Annotated in this window: 17 protein-coding genes; 3 read left to right on the top strand and 14 right to left on the bottom strand. The window is 39.9% G+C overall.

What is annotated here, in order from left to right:
- Nucleotides 1-15 precede the first annotated feature (15 nt).
- The gene (locus A3GW_RS11605) at nt 16-201 is read left to right on the top strand and encodes a DUF3272 family protein (RefSeq protein WP_083907143.1); all 186 of its coding nucleotides are present in this window, start codon (nt 16-18) and stop codon (nt 199-201) included.
- Here A3GW_RS11605 and birA read toward each other — a convergent pair.
- Nucleotides 170-1,123, bottom strand: a complete 954-nt coding sequence (gene birA, locus A3GW_RS0109700; protein WP_018369094.1) for a bifunctional biotin--[acetyl-CoA-carboxylase] ligase/biotin operon repressor BirA — start codon at nt 1,121-1,123, stop codon at nt 170-172. The two genes, A3GW_RS11605 and birA, sit on opposite strands and share 32 nt — an antisense overlap.
- A gap of 237 nt (nt 1,124-1,360) precedes the next feature.
- Between birA and rplM the strand changes: the two genes are divergently transcribed.
- Nucleotides 1,361-1,807 carry a 50S ribosomal protein L13 gene (rplM, locus tag A3GW_RS0109695; RefSeq protein WP_018369093.1) on the top strand — a complete coding sequence of 149 codons (447 nt, stop codon included), beginning with the start codon at nt 1,361-1,363 and terminating at the stop codon, nt 1,805-1,807.
- Nucleotides 1,808-1,826: 19 nt separating this feature from the next.
- Complete coding sequence (rpsI, locus tag A3GW_RS0109690; RefSeq protein ID WP_018369092.1) at nt 1,827-2,219, top strand: 30S ribosomal protein S9; 393 nt, start codon at nt 1,827-1,829, stop codon at nt 2,217-2,219.
- Between the two features lie 118 nt (nt 2,220-2,337).
- Here the strand turns inward: rpsI and A3GW_RS0109685 are convergent, their stop codons facing one another.
- The 13 genes from A3GW_RS0109685 to A3GW_RS0109625 form a co-directional block, all read right to left on the bottom strand.
- A complete protein-coding gene (locus tag A3GW_RS0109685; RefSeq protein ID WP_018369091.1) occupies nt 2,338-3,558 on the bottom strand; it encodes a site-specific integrase in 1,221 nt (406 codons plus the stop codon).
- Nucleotides 3,559-3,602: 44 nt separating this feature from the next.
- Entirely contained in the window at nt 3,603-3,872 is a 270-nt protein-coding gene (locus tag A3GW_RS0109680) for a helix-turn-helix transcriptional regulator (protein WP_018369090.1), read from the bottom strand.
- A 171-nt stretch (nt 3,873-4,043) separates the two neighbouring features.
- The gene (locus A3GW_RS0109675; protein ID WP_018369089.1) at nt 4,044-4,643 is read right to left on the bottom strand and encodes a hypothetical protein; all 600 of its coding nucleotides are present in this window, start codon (nt 4,641-4,643) and stop codon (nt 4,044-4,046) included.
- A 459-nt stretch (nt 4,644-5,102) separates the two neighbouring features.
- The gene (locus A3GW_RS11295; RefSeq protein ID WP_018369088.1) at nt 5,103-5,864 is read right to left on the bottom strand and encodes an LPXTG cell wall anchor domain-containing protein; all 762 of its coding nucleotides are present in this window, start codon (nt 5,862-5,864) and stop codon (nt 5,103-5,105) included.
- 26 nt (nt 5,865-5,890) lie between these two features.
- Complete coding sequence (locus A3GW_RS0109665) at nt 5,891-6,940, bottom strand: phage tail tip lysozyme (protein WP_018369087.1); 1,050 nt, start codon at nt 6,938-6,940, stop codon at nt 5,891-5,893.
- Nucleotides 6,940-9,237 carry a hypothetical protein gene (locus tag A3GW_RS11110; protein ID WP_018369086.1) on the bottom strand — a complete coding sequence of 766 codons (2,298 nt, stop codon included), beginning with the start codon at nt 9,235-9,237 and terminating at the stop codon, nt 6,940-6,942. Before A3GW_RS11110 ends, A3GW_RS0109665 begins: the two co-directional genes overlap by 1 nt.
- Nucleotides 9,238-9,239: 2 nt before the next feature.
- Entirely contained in the window at nt 9,240-11,738 is a 2,499-nt protein-coding gene (locus tag A3GW_RS0109655) for an ATP-binding protein (RefSeq protein WP_018369085.1), read from the bottom strand.
- Nucleotides 11,722-12,141 (bottom strand): TcpE family conjugal transfer membrane protein, encoded by a 420-nt coding sequence (locus tag A3GW_RS0109650; RefSeq protein ID WP_026216692.1) that lies wholly within the window; start codon nt 12,139-12,141, stop codon nt 11,722-11,724. Before A3GW_RS0109650 ends, A3GW_RS0109655 begins: the two co-directional genes overlap by 17 nt.
- A 5-nt stretch (nt 12,142-12,146) precedes the next feature.
- Nucleotides 12,147-12,377, bottom strand: a complete 231-nt coding sequence (locus tag A3GW_RS0109645; protein WP_018369083.1) for a hypothetical protein — start codon at nt 12,375-12,377, stop codon at nt 12,147-12,149.
- 11 nt (nt 12,378-12,388) lie between these two features.
- Entirely contained in the window at nt 12,389-13,312 is a 924-nt protein-coding gene (locus tag A3GW_RS0109640; RefSeq protein ID WP_018369082.1) for a conjugal transfer protein, read from the bottom strand.
- Nucleotides 13,313-13,379: 67 nt separating this feature from the next.
- A complete protein-coding gene (locus A3GW_RS0109635; protein WP_026216690.1) occupies nt 13,380-13,862 on the bottom strand; it encodes a hypothetical protein in 483 nt (160 codons plus the stop codon).
- Nucleotides 13,863-13,877: 15 nt separating this feature from the next.
- A complete protein-coding gene (locus A3GW_RS0109630; RefSeq protein ID WP_018369080.1) occupies nt 13,878-14,354 on the bottom strand; it encodes an antirestriction protein ArdA in 477 nt (158 codons plus the stop codon).
- Between the two features lie 11 nt (nt 14,355-14,365).
- Nucleotides 14,366-14,842, bottom strand: coding sequence for a hypothetical protein (locus tag A3GW_RS0109625; protein WP_018369079.1), 477 nt, complete (start codon nt 14,840-14,842; stop codon nt 14,366-14,368).
- Between the last annotated feature and the right edge of the window lie 2 nt (nt 14,843-14,844).

Here is a 14,844-nt window from a genome sequence, read left to right as displayed (position 1 = left end):
TGGTATAATACGCTTATGCCAATTCGTCATTTCGTCATGATGGCACTAACATGTGCCATTCAAACCATTCTCTTTACTGCTTCCCTATCAGCTGAGCAATTTTTGCTCACTCTCTTCTGGGGAATTTTACTAGGGCGCAACCTGGTTCGTGTTTATATGATTGACCGCCTCAGTCGCTTGCTTTTGCCTCCCAAGAAGTGAGACTAATCTCACCGCCATGTAGGACGGCTGTCTCGCCAGAAGCTAGCTGTATCACCAGTTCTCCTTTATCAGTGAGGTCAATAGCTGTCGCAGTCACAGCTTGCCCTTGTTCAAAGAAGGCGATTTCACGTCCCAAAACGAGTGACTTCTCCTTATAATAGGCGACCAACTCTTGCTCATCACTCTTTAGGAAAATGTTCAAAATCTCTGTAATAAGCTGGTAACGAAAAAGTGGCGGTTGCTCAGTAAAAAGCGTCCCGGCCTTGTCTCTGAGTTCGCTAGGGAAATCTGTGATGTGGAAATTTAAACCAAGACCAATAATCACATCGGTCACCAGTCCTGTTTCGACAGATGTGATCGCTTCAGTTAGCACACCAGCTATTTTTTTTTGCCCGACATAAATATCATTGACCCACTTAATCCCACAAGACCTACCACAGAGCTTGTCAATAGTTTTGACGATACTGGCTGCCACCATCATGGTGTAGGGCGGCAACTGGGCATGCCTAAGGTTGGGTTTGAGATGGAGGGACATGTAAATGCCGCCTTGTGGACTGGTAAAAAAAGAACGCCCAAACCGACCAACTGCAGCTGTTTGATGGGAAGCCAAGTACAGTCTAGGCGCAGTCAACCCTTGACTAATGCCGATTCGAGCATCTAGCTGTGTTGACTGGCTGACAGGCTGATAGTTAACTGCTAATCCAGAATTTTGCGCGATACGACTCGGTAATAACAAGTCACCAGCCAACCAACGGTAGCCTTTATTTTTAACCGATTCGATGATGATGCCTTGGTGTTCCAATGCTTGTATCGCTTTCCAAATAGCTGTCCGTGACAGCCCTAAACGATTAGCCAAATCTTGCCCGCGAACAAAATCGGTTGTCTTAATCAGTTCCTCAAACATAATTTCGTAGGTTTTCATAGAGCTATTATACCGTATTTATCCACGAAAAACCAATGAGCAACTTCGACTCAGGAACCTTTGCTGTGTTTTTTGTAAAAAATCAGGTAAATGACTTGACGAAGAACAGTTTATTTTGGTATGATATAAGACGGTATTGTTTACCCCATTTGAAAGGCCCCGGAACCTTCCAAATACCTTCGATGGGACGGAACACCCATCATCTGTAAACAAAAACGAATTCGTATAGGAGACCCCATGAACAAAACAACATTTATGGCTAAACCAGGCCAAGTTGAACGCAAATGGTACGTTGTTGACGCAACTGATGTACCTCTTGGACGCCTTTCAGCGGTAGTTGCTAGCATTCTTCGCGGCAAAAACAAGCCAACTTTCACACCACACACAGACACTGGTGACTTTGTTATCGTTATCAATGCTGAAAAAGTGAAATTGACTGGTAAAAAAGCAACTGACAAAATCTATTACACCCACTCACTTCACCCAGGTGGTTTGAAGGCTATCTCTGCTGGTGATTTGCGTTCTAAAAATGCTGTGCGCCTGATTGAAAAATCAGTGAAAGGTATGTTGCCACACAACACTCTTGGACGTGCACAAGGCATGAAACTGAAAGTCTTTGTTGGTAGCGAGCACAACCACGCTGCTCAACAACCAGAAGTTCTTGACATTTCAGGATTGATCTAAGAGAAAGGAGTAACACATTATGGCACAAGCACAATATGCAGGTACTGGCCGTCGTAAAAACGCTGTTGCACGCGTTCGCCTCGTTCCAGGTACTGGTAAAATCACTGTCAATAAAAAAGACGTTGAAGAGTACATCCCACACGCAGACTTGCGTCTCGTTATTAACCAACCATTTGCAGTAACCTCTACTGCTGGTTCATACGACGTTTTCGTTAACGTTGTTGGCGGTGGTTATGCAGGTCAATCAGGCGCTATCCGTCACGGTATCGCTCGCGCCCTCTTGCAAGTTGACCCAGACTTCCGCGATTCATTGAAACGTGCTGGTTTGCTCACACGTGACGCTCGTAAGGTTGAACGTAAGAAACCAGGTCTCAAAAAAGCTCGGAAAGCATCACAATTCTCAAAACGTTAATATCCGCATTATATCAACGTTTCAAGCACTCAAGGGTTTGCCCTATGGGTGCTTTTTTTGTATGCTTCGGGACCCAATTTGCCCTAAAGTTTGCCCTAAAGTTTGCCCTAAATTTGCCCTATAACTTTCCAAGATTTTGATAGGCTACCTGACCAGCCGTCATTGGAACAACGTTAGTCGTGTTCACATAAATCTTGGTTGTCAGCACATCACTATGGGTTAGTGCCTCTGAAATGGCTTCTAAGCTCATTCCAGCTTGTTTAGCAAGTGTTGCGCCCGTATGGCGTAGTTTGTGTGGCGTAGCATGTACTAGGTGTGGATGCCGCCTCCTAACCGACTTCATTTTATTGTTGAGATAATCAGCGTGCAGTGGGCTATTGACATTTCCCTTGGTATCAATATAAGTAAAAACAAATTGGTTAGGTGTTTGGATAATGCCAAAATGAGCTAACTGAGTTTTTTGAACAGTCTTCCAATTAGACAACAAATCAGTCAAAACCATCGGAATATGAAAAAGTGTTTTTTTGTTGCCTTTCGTGGCTTTTAATTTTTTGTATTTATCAAGAGCATAACGCAGATTGATCGTGTTATTTTCCAGATCAATATATTTCCACTGTAACGCATAAGATTCGGACTTTCTGTCTGTTAAAATCAAGGTTGTAAAAAACAAAACAAAGTCTTTCAACTCAATTTTATCAGCTGCCAAGTCAGTTTCAAAGGCCTCAATCCAGGACTGAAGTTCAGCACTAGATAGAGCCAAATCCTCGTCACGTTTAGCCTCTTTGAGCTTAATCTTCTTTGTTGACTTGATACGTTTAATGGTCTTGGAAATGCGGTTATTTTCAATATAATCTAGCTCCTCAGCCCAGTCAAAAATTGAATTGACATAGCTACGGATGACCTTAAAATTTGCATACTCTTCAGCTTTGGCTGTCATAAGATTAAGGACAACCTGTTTGTTTTGGTTTAGAAAATCAATAGAAAAGTTTCCAAACATGGGTAAAATATGCAGTCTAAAAACAATCTCAGTATTATCAATCGTGGGCTGAGTTGGTGGCTTATTCGTTGATGTGGTTTGTCCTGCCTTGTAAGCCCCCCACCACACTTGGTTATAAAAATCACGAAATAGAATGCTACCGTCTTTTGAGACAAAGGGACTACCACCATTTTCTATTTGATTGATTTTAGTTAAAATATCTAATTCTGCTTCTTTAGCTTCCTTCCTAGTTTTATAACGTTTAACAAAATGACTTCCTTTCACTCCCAGCTTGGGTCGAACTTCAACAGGGATATACACTTTTAAGCTATAAGTATCACTACTTGTTTTTGTTATCGTCATGATTTTTCTCCTTTTAATCGAGCCAGAAAATATCATAAACCTTATTATAACATGACTTTCTGACAAAGCCATCTATCAATTTCATGTTTATTAAATCTGATAGTTCTACCAATTTTGATAACAGGCATTCCTTTCTTTATCCAATTATCCAGGGTATTATTTGCTATACCTAAATAAATACAAGTCTGTTCTTTATTCATGTATGGTGTTTCTAAGCCAATATTCTCTTTAAATTGTCTAATTTCATTCTGTATCAATTCGCTAATCAACAACTGAATCTCTTGTACTTGTTCATCAAGTAAAATGACCTTCATGGTTCTCTCCTTTTTAGTGACATTTTTATCTGGATAATCGTGATAATTTTTTCTGACATGATTTTTCTCCTTAAAAAAAGAGCCTTACTGGCTCAAGTTATTTTTTATAACGCTGTTGAACTAGCATCCTTTAAAGTCAACAATAAAAGCAGGCTACCATACCTGCTCATATTATCTTACTTGTTCCGATAAATCATTAGAGATTTTCCTTAATAGCAATCGAATCTCTTCCGTTTCAGAGTATTGTTCAAAGGCTGATAGTCGACTGTCAATACTTCTTAAAAGTCCAAGTAATTGCTTTTGTTCTTCAACTTGATCCACTCTCAGTGTCTGATTTTCTATCTCCAAAGCCTTCACTTCATCGGATAATTTGGCATTTTGGAGGACAACTTCTTTCATGATGTCCATTGTTTCCAAAATCTCTTTTGCTCGTGATGTGCTGTGATATAGATTTTGACGTGCCATTTTTTCCAACTTCATCTCATCAGAAATATAGGTTGTATCTTGCTTAATAGCCTCATGTTCTTTAGATAATCTATTATGTTCTGCAGACAAACTAGTAGACAATCTGTTCTGTTCTTTAGATAAGCCACTAGATAATCTATTCTGCTCGTTAGATAAGCCTTCATGTTCCTTAGATAAGCTATCTAATTTTCTTTCAATAGCTTTATTATCTCTGTAAAGAGAAACAAGCACCCCCATAGCTGTACCGATTTGTACAAAAGCAACGATTAAGTTAGCCCAATCCATAATTGAATAATCTCCTAACATTTATTTCTCCTATTCTATCAAAATTTAGCATTCTATACAAAAAAAGAAAGAGGTAACAATGTGTCACCTCTGACTAAGAAGATTTATTCGCTCTAAGCCTAGCTGAAATTTACGATAGCTATACCGTTTTGTTTCAACTAGTTTGCTGTAACGATAAACGCTACCAACAAAATAAACAGGGCAACTTGAAGAATGGTTTTTCAACAACTCATAAATAGACTTGGTCACTTTGATATGGCAGTGGTCTCTAAACAGTTGACCTGTCTGTCTTTCTTTTATATGACCTGCTAGACAGATGTATTCTTCATGAACTTGCCCTCTTACTTTGAATGTGCGTATAAACAAGTCTAAAACGACTGCCTCAAAAGACAGCCGTTGACCAATATGAAAATCAAAAAGACATAAGACCTCCTAGCTAAAAGACTATTTTTTTAGCCTTTTTCAAACAAGTATATTTTGTTAATTTCGGATAAACTTAATTTTCAACACCTTTAGAACCCCACTAAGGAAAAGGCTCATCATACCAAGAGTTGAAGCAAGGACACTAGCATCGTCACCAGTTTCTGGTAAAATTTGCATTTTCCCAGTATTGTCTTTGATAGCGATTGTACCATTAGCTTGTTTCGTTGCACCGATGCTTTCAGGAGAGACTTGTTTTAGCTCCCCTGTAGTTTCTCTGACAATAACTTGACTATCTTGAGTGCTGACAATCAAAGCCCCTGTCTCCGCAATTACAGGGGTCTCTGGCGTTGGAATAACTGTTGGCTCAACTGGTAAAACAGGTTCAGCTGGCTTGGTTTCCTCTTTTTTATCTGTTCTAGGGAGGTCGTCCTGTTTTGGTTGTTCAGCAGGTTTAGGTTCTGTTTCTTTCTCTTTCTCTTCTTTTTCCGTTGGTTTTTCCTTTTCTTCAACATTTGGCTTTTCAGTAGGAGCTTCCACAATCGGTGTATCTACTGGGCTAGTAATAATCGGTTCAACAGTAGGTGTATCTATCGGCTTTCCGCTTGGCTCACTAGGTGTGGGAGTAGGCGTAGGCTTTTCATCAATCGGTTCAGTTGGTTGATTGATAGGAACATCAACTGGACTAGTAACAACTGGAGTATCTGCGACAACAGCAACTGTTTCGCTGGAGGTTGTCACTTCATTAGCAGAAATTACTGGAGCTGTTAGTAAGGCAACACTTGATAGAGCAAGTGTACTAATAATTGTTTGTTTTTTCATTGTTTTTTCTTCTTTCTTTGTTAATATTATTTTCCCTCTACATACCACAACTGACTAGCAGACTGGGCATCTAAGACACGATAAGACATGGTCAGGTAAGGGACGCCTGACATGTTCATTTCAGAAATTAAAATACTACCATCTGACCTTATCTCTTCCACAAAAGCGACGTGACCGTAAGGCTCATAGCCAGGCATTGTCGTCGGGAAAGAGACAGCGGTATGTTTTTTAGGTGTTTGGCTCGTTTTGTAGCCTGCTTTATGGAACCAGTTACCACCGTCACCCATATAGTCATCAAAAACAATACCAAGTTGTCTGCCACGATTATAGACATACCATGTACACTGACCAGCAGGATAAGAACCTGAATGGTTATAATCCTTGTTATTATATGGGTTATCAATAGACCAACCATCTGGGATAGCTAGACTAGAAGCGCTGGAGTTGACACCTTCAAAATACTGGGTTTGACCTGTTTTTAGGGCTTGATAAATCGTTTCAGACCATTTTTCAATATCGCCTAAGGCGCTTTGTCCATCAGACAGTTCAACACCCTCATACCAATAAGACCAAACCTTAGCGGCTTCAAACGGCGTTTTAGCCTCAAGCATTTTTTCACTGGTCTTTTTATGAGTAGTTTCTAGTTCTTTCGTCATCAACTCTAACTGGACAGACAAGGTCAGCTCTCGTTTGGAAGCCATCCCCCAGCGGTCTCCATTTATGGTATTAGACCAACCAGACCACTGGAAGAAGCCTGCGACACCACCACTAGGATTAACTGCTGTGACATCAAAGCGACTTTCACGATAAGCAACCGATAAGACCCCACTAGTCTGTTCAAGAGTGTACTTATGACGAGACATCAAGCGTGACGCAAATTCTAAGGCGTTTTGAGCTTGTTCTTCCGAAATGGGAAAACCTGTTTTTTCAATAAATTCTTTAGGTGTTAAGCGAATACCACCTACAGTTGCATCAAAAGTTTTTACATCTGTCCCACTAACAACCAAGGCACTCATGGCTGTGAAGAGAAAGAGTATCGTTAAAACACTAAAGATACCACGTTTAATAACTTTCATCACCAAACCTCCTCAATTGCCGAAGATTGATTTGTTAATGGTTTTTTACCTTTCTTGAACCAAGTTCTACTAGGAGTTGGAGAAATCAGAGCTTCATCATTAAAAACAGACTCGACAGCTTTGGGAGGTTGTTTCTTATCAGCTTGTCTTTGTTTTTTAGGCAGATGGTCTTTACTAGTTGATGGTTCAGAGGACGTTGATTGGTCATTAAAGACAAGCTCAACTGGTTTAGTTTGTCTTGTCTTTTCTTTCGGTTCAATCTTGTCCTTCATATTTAAACGAGTATCCTGTTTTAAGGACAAGTCAGGAGCTGATGGTTTCTCATCAAAAATAGGCTCAATAGCTTTATCCTTAGAAAAGTTTCCTTTCTTGCTAGGGAGGTCTGGGTGCTCATCTTCAAATAACTGTCTGCGGTAGCTTTTATAGGCTTTTCTATCCACATCAGGACGATTTTGTTGGAACTCAATATGTTGGTCACGTTCTTCTTCACGGCGTTGCTTCCGCTCTAGTTGACGTTGCTGGCGTTCACGGTGTTTTATCTGGGTTGGGGTTTCTTCATCACCTGCCAAATCATGGACTTTGTTTCGGACACTTTCAAGAGTAAATATACTGACAAGACTGTCTTTAGCGTGACCAAACTTATCCTTGATGGACTGTTTATTTCGCTGTCGTTCTTCATGAACAAAGCCCTTTTCGAGAGTGTCACCCTCACCATAGCGGAAGTTATCATAGGTGTCGAGAGCCTTGTTAGCGGCGTTTTTCATCACGTTGCGACCAGCACGAGACAGCGTTTGACGACGAGTAGGGGAAGGTGTCCTCACAGGGGTAACATCATCTTCAGCACGATTGAGACCTGATGGGCGATGGGTGTACTGGGAACTGTTGCGACCGCCAGACGTTAGGTAAGCACCGACATCCGACACTTGAGACTGCACTCGTTCGCCTAGCTCTTTAGCTTTATCAAGACCTCGAGAGAAAATACCTAAAAGAAGACCTCTAAATCGGTACATGAGGTAGAGAACTAAGCCCTGTAAGACAGCCACCCAATAATAGGCATCTGCCATCGATGATACCATCTTGTCAATAATCGTCACCAGATAAAGGAAGCCTCGCACAGAGACTAGACCAAGACCACCAATAACAATAAACTGAATTAGAGATTTACCAGCGTTGCCAAGGATATGTTCAAGACCTGGTACCATGGCAAAGAAAAATAGGAAGACGGAGAAAACGACCATGACCAAGGCTAAGAGCTTGAAGACAAGACTAATAAGACCTAAAATAATGACCGCAAAACCGATAACAATGGCTTTAAAGAGTGAGGCTAAGGCGACCAGAACCTTGTGACCGATATAGGTAAAGGACAAGAGTGGTTTGAGTTCTTTATAATCTTTAACAATCTCTTTTACTTTGTCTTTGTCACCTCTAGTTACAAATAAAGCAATGGTCTGGTCTTGAGTGACTTGGTTGACATTTTTGAAGTTAAGATGGAGGAAGGGCGTATAGACCAGTTCGTCAAAGAGTTTATCGGTGACTTTCTCAAGGCTTTGACCTCCCTGATCAGTGAAGTTGTTATCACTGTCCAGACTATCAAAATTGCTTAACATGCTAGCGGTGAGTTCGGCAGAGACCGTATCCAGCGTGCGGATTAGTTTGGAGAGGTTATACTCTGACTGGTAATTGCCCGCTAGACCTGTATTTGGGATAGCGCTTTTGGAGTAAAGGAACATGCCGAGTAACATAACCCCCAGAAAACGAAAGAGGCTAAGGGGAACTTTTCCTCGACGAATGTATTGCCAAGTTGCACTAAAAGCTAGAGCCATCAAGATATAGGTTAACCAAGTATCACGGAAAGCTTCAAACAGGTTACCAGAAAACTGGACGATGTTATCCAGTTGTTGGTAGACTTCTGCTTTGAAAACTGTTTGAAGAATGATAGTGGTTAAAATATAGATGATTTTTGTTAAAAAGAAAAGACCTTGGACAAAGGCATTTGCGATTTTAGGGAAAGGGTCTTCGACACCAAAAAAGCCCTTATCAACATAGAGGTAAGATGTAAACGGCGCAAGTTCGCTAATGTCTTTTGCCTTTGGGGCATTGTTAAAGACATTTTCAAAAGTTGCTCGGTCAGCTTCCTCTCCCAAATCAGAAATTTCCCTAGGTGATTGTTGTCTAGGGTTTTGAACGGTTGCTGGTTGAAGTGGTTGAGCTGGTCCAACAGCAAGCACCGATGATGACGTGAGTAACACAAGAGCCATAAAAACGGCAACGATGGATTTAATTAGTTGTTTTTTCATATCTAAACCACCATTCTAGTTGCCACCGTTTTGAACATCTCGTTGATTTCTGGTAGGAAGCCATCAATTGTGACCCTCTCAACTCGACCAAAGGTATCTTTATAGAGACACTGGGCTTTCGTCATGTTGCCATACCAAAGCAAACTTTCCTCTGTCACTTCTACTTTCAAGCGTTTGAGAATTTTCTCACCTGAGTTATCCGCATCATTCTTAAAGCAGAAGTATGTTCCAAAGGCAGTTGCCTGTCCATCACCAAGAGCAGAATCATCAGGCTCTTGAGAGACAAAGACTAAAAAGGCATTTTGAGAACGACCCATACGTTTTAAGCGGTCAATGATGGAACGACCATAGGCAGTAATCTTAAAGACCCACGCTTCATCAAGGAAGACGACCGTTTCTTGGGAATAATCCTGCTCACTAAACGCCAAACAATAACGCCCCAAAGCATACATGACAGCCATTGACTTTTTATTTTCTGGAGTGAGCTTTGCGGTTTCACTATCTGGCAACTCCAGGCCTGCAATCTCTAAGATGGTATTGCGAGCATTCAAGTCAACAGCTGGATTTTGACCCTCTGAAAAGACAAGACCAAGAATGGAATCAGAAATTTCTTCAACCAATAAATCGGCAGTTTCTCGGACACTTTTGTCCTCATGTTGTTGCAGGGATTTTAGGATAGATAATGTACCAACTTGCTCACCTTGCAGACGACGATAAGCAAATGTTTTGATGGCTTTTGATAGAGCAGTTCGGAAAGGTTTTTCATCATCAAGATTGATAATCTCATCAATCATTGAAATAATCAGACCCTTAGCTTCTTTCTCATTCAGAAAAACAAGTGGATCGAGCGCACCTAAGTTTTTGTCGTCACGACTGTCTAGGGTCACAAAATTAAGGCTACGGATATAGTTTTGGATTTCTGGATAAATACCTTGTTCCTCATACTCTTTTAACACTTTTGTGTACCAGCTACGTTTCTCACGTTTTGGGTCAATATAGAGTGTTTGCGAAGTCAACAGACTAGAGTACAAGTGAATCAGAGAGACCATGAATGTTTTTCCAAAACCTGTGTCTCCAGAGACTTGAATGTGTGGGTTAGATGTTTCCTTGCCTTCAATACCCTCTTTGTTAGCCTCAAAGATATTGACAAAGAATGGACGGTCACTAGATGCTAAGGCATCTTTGAACTCACCATGCCAAGATTCTGTTTGCCCATCAATTTTACCGAGATAGAAACCTGTTTCTTGACCGATACTTTTATCAACAAAAAAGAGATTTTCGACAAAGGCTGGTAGCTCAACAATCTGAATAAAATTTTTATCAACAGGCAATAAAACTTCGCCGAATTTATTTTTTGAAAACAGATACAGCTGGTCTGCATAGGCACGAGCGAGACCAACTGAAATACCTTTCATGGTATCGAGTAAGATTTCAATTTTTTTCTTTAAGATGCCCAAATCAGCATCAAACACCGTCAAGGTATGGAGGTAAGTGATCATCTGCACGCCATCATCAATCTTACGCTCCATATCCTCAACTAGATAGCGGTCTCGAGCGATTGAACGTTTTGCTACAGCCCCAGCTTCTGAGGATTCTTGCTGGGTATTTTTTAGACGACCACGAGCGACACCGCCTTTAAAACGGATATTATTAAAGGGTAAACCTTTGGTTCGTGAGAACTTTGCCTTAACAAAGCTTTCAACAGGAAAACCCACAGACTGGATTTCTTCCATCAGGTGCAGATAAGACATGTTCTCTGGCAACTGGGCAACTGGCAAACTTGCAACATACTGCTCCCCTTCGTCAGTGACCAGTTTAAGAACATCAAGGTCATCAAAATGAAGAGAAGTATCACCGAGGTTGCCGATGTGGTTTTGAACGGTTGCAACCTGATAGGCTTTATCAACTTCAATCTGGCGCAGATAAAGGTAACGATTAACAAAGATTGTTTCTTCCGTTGTTAAGCGTTTAGCGCTCATCAAGCGTAACTGTTTCTCAAGCTCGTCACGTTGCTTGACATAGCCCAAATCCCAGTCAGACGGAATACTCACCGCAAATCCCAAGTTTTGACTGACTGCATTAGCAACTGTCCAAAATGACTGTTTGACCGTTTCCTTGAGGTCAACAGAGACATGATAGGACTTTAAAGGTACGGCCATGAAATAATGGTACTCATAGAGTTCCTGACGTTCTTTAAGATATTGATAGGACTTTGTGACCACATACTTAGCGATATCCTCTGTATCTGGTGAAAAGTTTTGACCTAAACGACGATACATGGCCACTAAATCCCTTGAAAAGGGAAACATGGCAATATCAAAATCTGCATAATTTTCTAGACCAGAAAAGAAAGCCTGTGTTTTTAGTTTGTGCTTCTCCTTTTCAGAAGAAGAGACCATATTGATGACTTGGTTGGGAATATTATATAAAGCCCAAACACTGCCATCACGTTTCAGGATTAGATTGTCACGAATAGAGACAATATCATTTCCGATTGACATGATTTTCCTCCTTTTTGATTAGTTTATAGGGTTTAGGATAAAATAGCCCATCGTTGATGAAATACCCTTTCTTTTTCATCGCATAAGCTCGATAGAACTTTACATAGTCGCCAATGAAACGTAGGAATGGCTTTTTATCAATCGTAAAATCAGAAACCGAGACAGCAAGATAAAATGATAAGGCTAAGGCTGGGATAAACCAAAACGCAAAGGGAGCAGGGGTAATCTTACCTAAAAATGTAGCGGTTCTAAGGGCAAAATAAGAAAAAAAGAGTGTCCAAACAATAGTGGACATCTTAATAGCTACAGGTAAGGAAAAGTTATCTGTTATTTTTTGAAACCAGATAGGCTGATTAAGGGCTTTGGTATAGTTGTAAACTTTCTTATCTTTTTTTTCTGACATAGGACTTACCCAAACTTCAGCAAGCCAATAATCCACATTAGAGCTTGTCCTACCTTTTCCTTAACAGTAGGAATACTGGTTACTGCCCAACCAACAGCCATACCCAAGATAAAGACTGAAGCTGTTTTGCCCCAAGATTTTGATTTGTAATACTCTATCAGGCTTCCGACAGAGGCTCCCCCAGCAATAATCCAAAAAAGATATTCTTCCGCAAGGCGTTTGTATAATTCTGACATGTTTTGTTCTCCTATTCTTCTTCTTTGATGTCGATGTGTTTATGTTGTATATCTTCAACAAAATAACTGCCGCTATCTTGCCTACTTAAGCTTAAAGTAAAGTTTTCTTGATGCGTAAACCCAGCATCATCTGAGAAACTTACTTGACATAAGACGATAAGTTTATTATTCTCTTCTGTAAAGTAAGTATAATCTAGTGACATGAACTGAAAACCGCTAATCGGTTTTATAGTTTTTGAGAAAGGAACGAGTTGCGTCTCATCACCACTAGCATAAGCCTTGAAAAAAGCCTCAACGTAGGATTTTTCTGACTGATATTTACTGGTCTCTAGTTGCGTTTTGAGCATATAGTCATTTTTTACACCCTCAGCAACATAGGATTCTATATCTGAGAAATAAGGAAGTCCTGAAACATAGAACTTGCCATCTTTCTCGGCATAAGGAATAGTAATCACTTTTGTCGTCGTTTGAGGGACATCGTCTTTTTTTACTTCATAAGAGACACGATACGTCGCTAAACGATCTGTAATCTCAATTAATGTCGCACTAAGTAAACGACTTTCTACAAATGCTGTATTTTTATTTTTAATATCAATGCCAGCACCGTAATAAGAAGTCAACTGACTGCTATTGACGTCTTGCCCTTGCTTAAAATAAGCACTCAAAAAGTCAGACATAAATAGACCAACTTTGTTTGAAATATTGCGTGAGTCTTTAGCAGAGACCACAACAGGCTTGTTCTTTTCCATCTGCAACAAGCGATAGCTGTTAAGCGCAATATTTATTGAGCCGAAAAGGATTAAACCAAGCAAGCCACCAATAAAAATAAAGTTAGAGGTTTTCTGACTGATAACTCGTGTCCTAACCTTAACCTTTTCCTTTTTGAACTTAGGGAGCATCGTTGAACTCCCCTTATTTTTTTGAAAAATTTTCACATAATTCCTCCATTGTTTTCTAAAAAAGAAAAAGACTTGATGATAACATCAAATCTTCGTCTAAACATTAAATCTTAAACACATTTCCATCGAGATAAAACCCACGAGGAGTATTTAAGATGTAACCTGCTTCAACATAGGCTAACATAAAATTAACCCACGAACCCGCTCTAAAGAAAGCTTCCAAGAGAGGTGCTGTTTCTGCATGCTTTAGCAAATGTTGCATAACCGCCAGCTCATCTTTTGAGAAAAACTTGTAATAATGAGTTTCTATATCATACAGACTTTTACGCGACCGCAACATAAAGCGAATAAGATAATCGTCACCATCATACAAATGCTCGATTTGGAGTTTCAACATATAGGCTTCTCTCAGACTAAGGATGCTATCAATACCCCAATCCTTAAAACCACAAATGAAAAAGGCATCATCGCTGATACCTCTTTCACGCATCCGTTCTCTTACCTGTTCCTCGGAGAACTTCATTAAGTCCAAATCACATAAATAATGGCTATTACCGTTAGCGTGAGTTCGAATAGTTGCAATCATAGTTCACCGATAATGCTAATTAATTTGAAGATAGCCTTTGCTAGAGAAGCCACCTTGATTTTCAAGGTCAATATCTCGGCCATAGCCCTCATGGTCAAAATGAAATTCAAGAACTTCTCTGGGAATATTTGAAAAGCCAAGCTGATCAACCCAATACTCACCAAGTTCTCGTTGACTGTTGACATCAGGTAATAGGCTACAATCCTCAAAATTGAAGTCATAAGCTACAAAGTCTTTAGCCTTATAACCTAAGACCTCATGAACTGCTTCAACTAAGTCGTCATCTGTTGTTTCAGCTAACTCATAAAACCGATTAAGCATCTCGATTGAATCGTGTTCAGAGATTAAATGACTAGATGAATCCACGATAATATACTCAAAGCGGTCATCTTCCAAACCAAGTTTTGCAGCTACTTCCTCAAGTGATGTTGGAAAATCAATATGAACGATTTTCCCTGTTCCAAGTTCTTTAATAGTAGCATAAAATTCCATCGTTTGCCTCCTTAGATAAATTCAAAAATAACATCATTTCGAGCTTCATAAGAGCCATCGAAAAAGTCACGTAAAATAAGTTCATCATCAAGGTAATAATAGACATTTGCGTTAAATAACCTAATATCCATTAAACCGAGATTTTCAGCTATACGTTCAACAACCTCTTCACGACTGTCGTAAAATTGTACTGTTTCTAACATCTCAACATCAGTCACATGGAAAAATTCAAAGAATGCTTCAATATACCTTGGAACAAAATCAAATTTTTGCAGCACCTCAAAAGCGTGTTGAAACTGATAGAGATAAAAAGATTCAGTATGCTCAACATCGTAGATGGTATACCGACTAATCTCATAATCAGTTCCTTGTGCTAAAAACTGTTTTCTGGTCACAGGATTTTCAATATCTTCTACAATTGCTTCAGGAGTAATTGGCAGACTATACCAACGTTTAAAGTCTGGGAGATCAATGTAAATCTGGATCATAA

Origin of the sequence: Streptococcus entericus DSM 14446, assembly GCF_000380025.1 — a bacterium.
Lineage (GTDB): Bacteria > Bacillota > Bacilli > Lactobacillales > Streptococcaceae > Streptococcus > Streptococcus entericus.
Note: the sequence above shows the minus strand (reverse complement) of the source record. Positions and strands in the feature narration are given on the sequence as shown.

What these genes read in the sequence shown, in the direction of transcription:
- A3GW_RS11605 (WP_083907143.1), top strand. Translation starts at nt 16, where the DNA reads ATGCCAATTCGTCATTTCGTCATGATGGCACTAACATGTGCCATTCAA.
- birA (WP_018369094.1), bottom strand. Translation starts at nt 1,123, where the DNA reads ATGAAAACCTACGAAATTATGTTTGAGGAACTGATTAAGACAACCGAT.
- rplM (WP_018369093.1), top strand. Translation starts at nt 1,361, where the DNA reads ATGAACAAAACAACATTTATGGCTAAACCAGGCCAAGTTGAACGCAAA.
- rpsI (WP_018369092.1), top strand. Translation starts at nt 1,827, where the DNA reads ATGGCACAAGCACAATATGCAGGTACTGGCCGTCGTAAAAACGCTGTT.
- A3GW_RS0109685 (WP_018369091.1), bottom strand. Translation starts at nt 3,558, where the DNA reads ATGACGATAACAAAAACAAGTAGTGATACTTATAGCTTAAAAGTGTAT.
- A3GW_RS0109680 (WP_018369090.1), bottom strand. Translation starts at nt 3,872, where the DNA reads ATGAAGGTCATTTTACTTGATGAACAAGTACAAGAGATTCAGTTGTTG.
- A3GW_RS0109675 (WP_018369089.1), bottom strand. Translation starts at nt 4,643, where the DNA reads ATGTTAGGAGATTATTCAATTATGGATTGGGCTAACTTAATCGTTGCT.
- A3GW_RS11295 (WP_018369088.1), bottom strand. Translation starts at nt 5,864, where the DNA reads ATGAAAAAACAAACAATTATTAGTACACTTGCTCTATCAAGTGTTGCC.
- A3GW_RS0109665 (WP_018369087.1), bottom strand. Translation starts at nt 6,940, where the DNA reads ATGAAAGTTATTAAACGTGGTATCTTTAGTGTTTTAACGATACTCTTT.
- A3GW_RS11110 (WP_018369086.1), bottom strand. Translation starts at nt 9,237, where the DNA reads ATGAAAAAACAACTAATTAAATCCATCGTTGCCGTTTTTATGGCTCTT.
- A3GW_RS0109655 (WP_018369085.1), bottom strand. Translation starts at nt 11,738, where the DNA reads ATGTCAATCGGAAATGATATTGTCTCTATTCGTGACAATCTAATCCTG.
- A3GW_RS0109650 (WP_026216692.1), bottom strand. Translation starts at nt 12,141, where the DNA reads ATGTCAGAAAAAAAAGATAAGAAAGTTTACAACTATACCAAAGCCCTT.
- A3GW_RS0109645 (WP_018369083.1), bottom strand. Translation starts at nt 12,377, where the DNA reads ATGTCAGAATTATACAAACGCCTTGCGGAAGAATATCTTTTTTGGATT.
- A3GW_RS0109635 (WP_026216690.1), bottom strand. Translation starts at nt 13,862, where the DNA reads ATGATTGCAACTATTCGAACTCACGCTAACGGTAATAGCCATTATTTA.
- A3GW_RS0109630 (WP_018369080.1), bottom strand. Translation starts at nt 14,354, where the DNA reads ATGGAATTTTATGCTACTATTAAAGAACTTGGAACAGGGAAAATCGTT.
- A3GW_RS0109625 (WP_018369079.1), bottom strand. Translation starts at nt 14,842, where the DNA reads ATGATCCAGATTTACATTGATCTCCCAGACTTTAAACGTTGGTATAGT.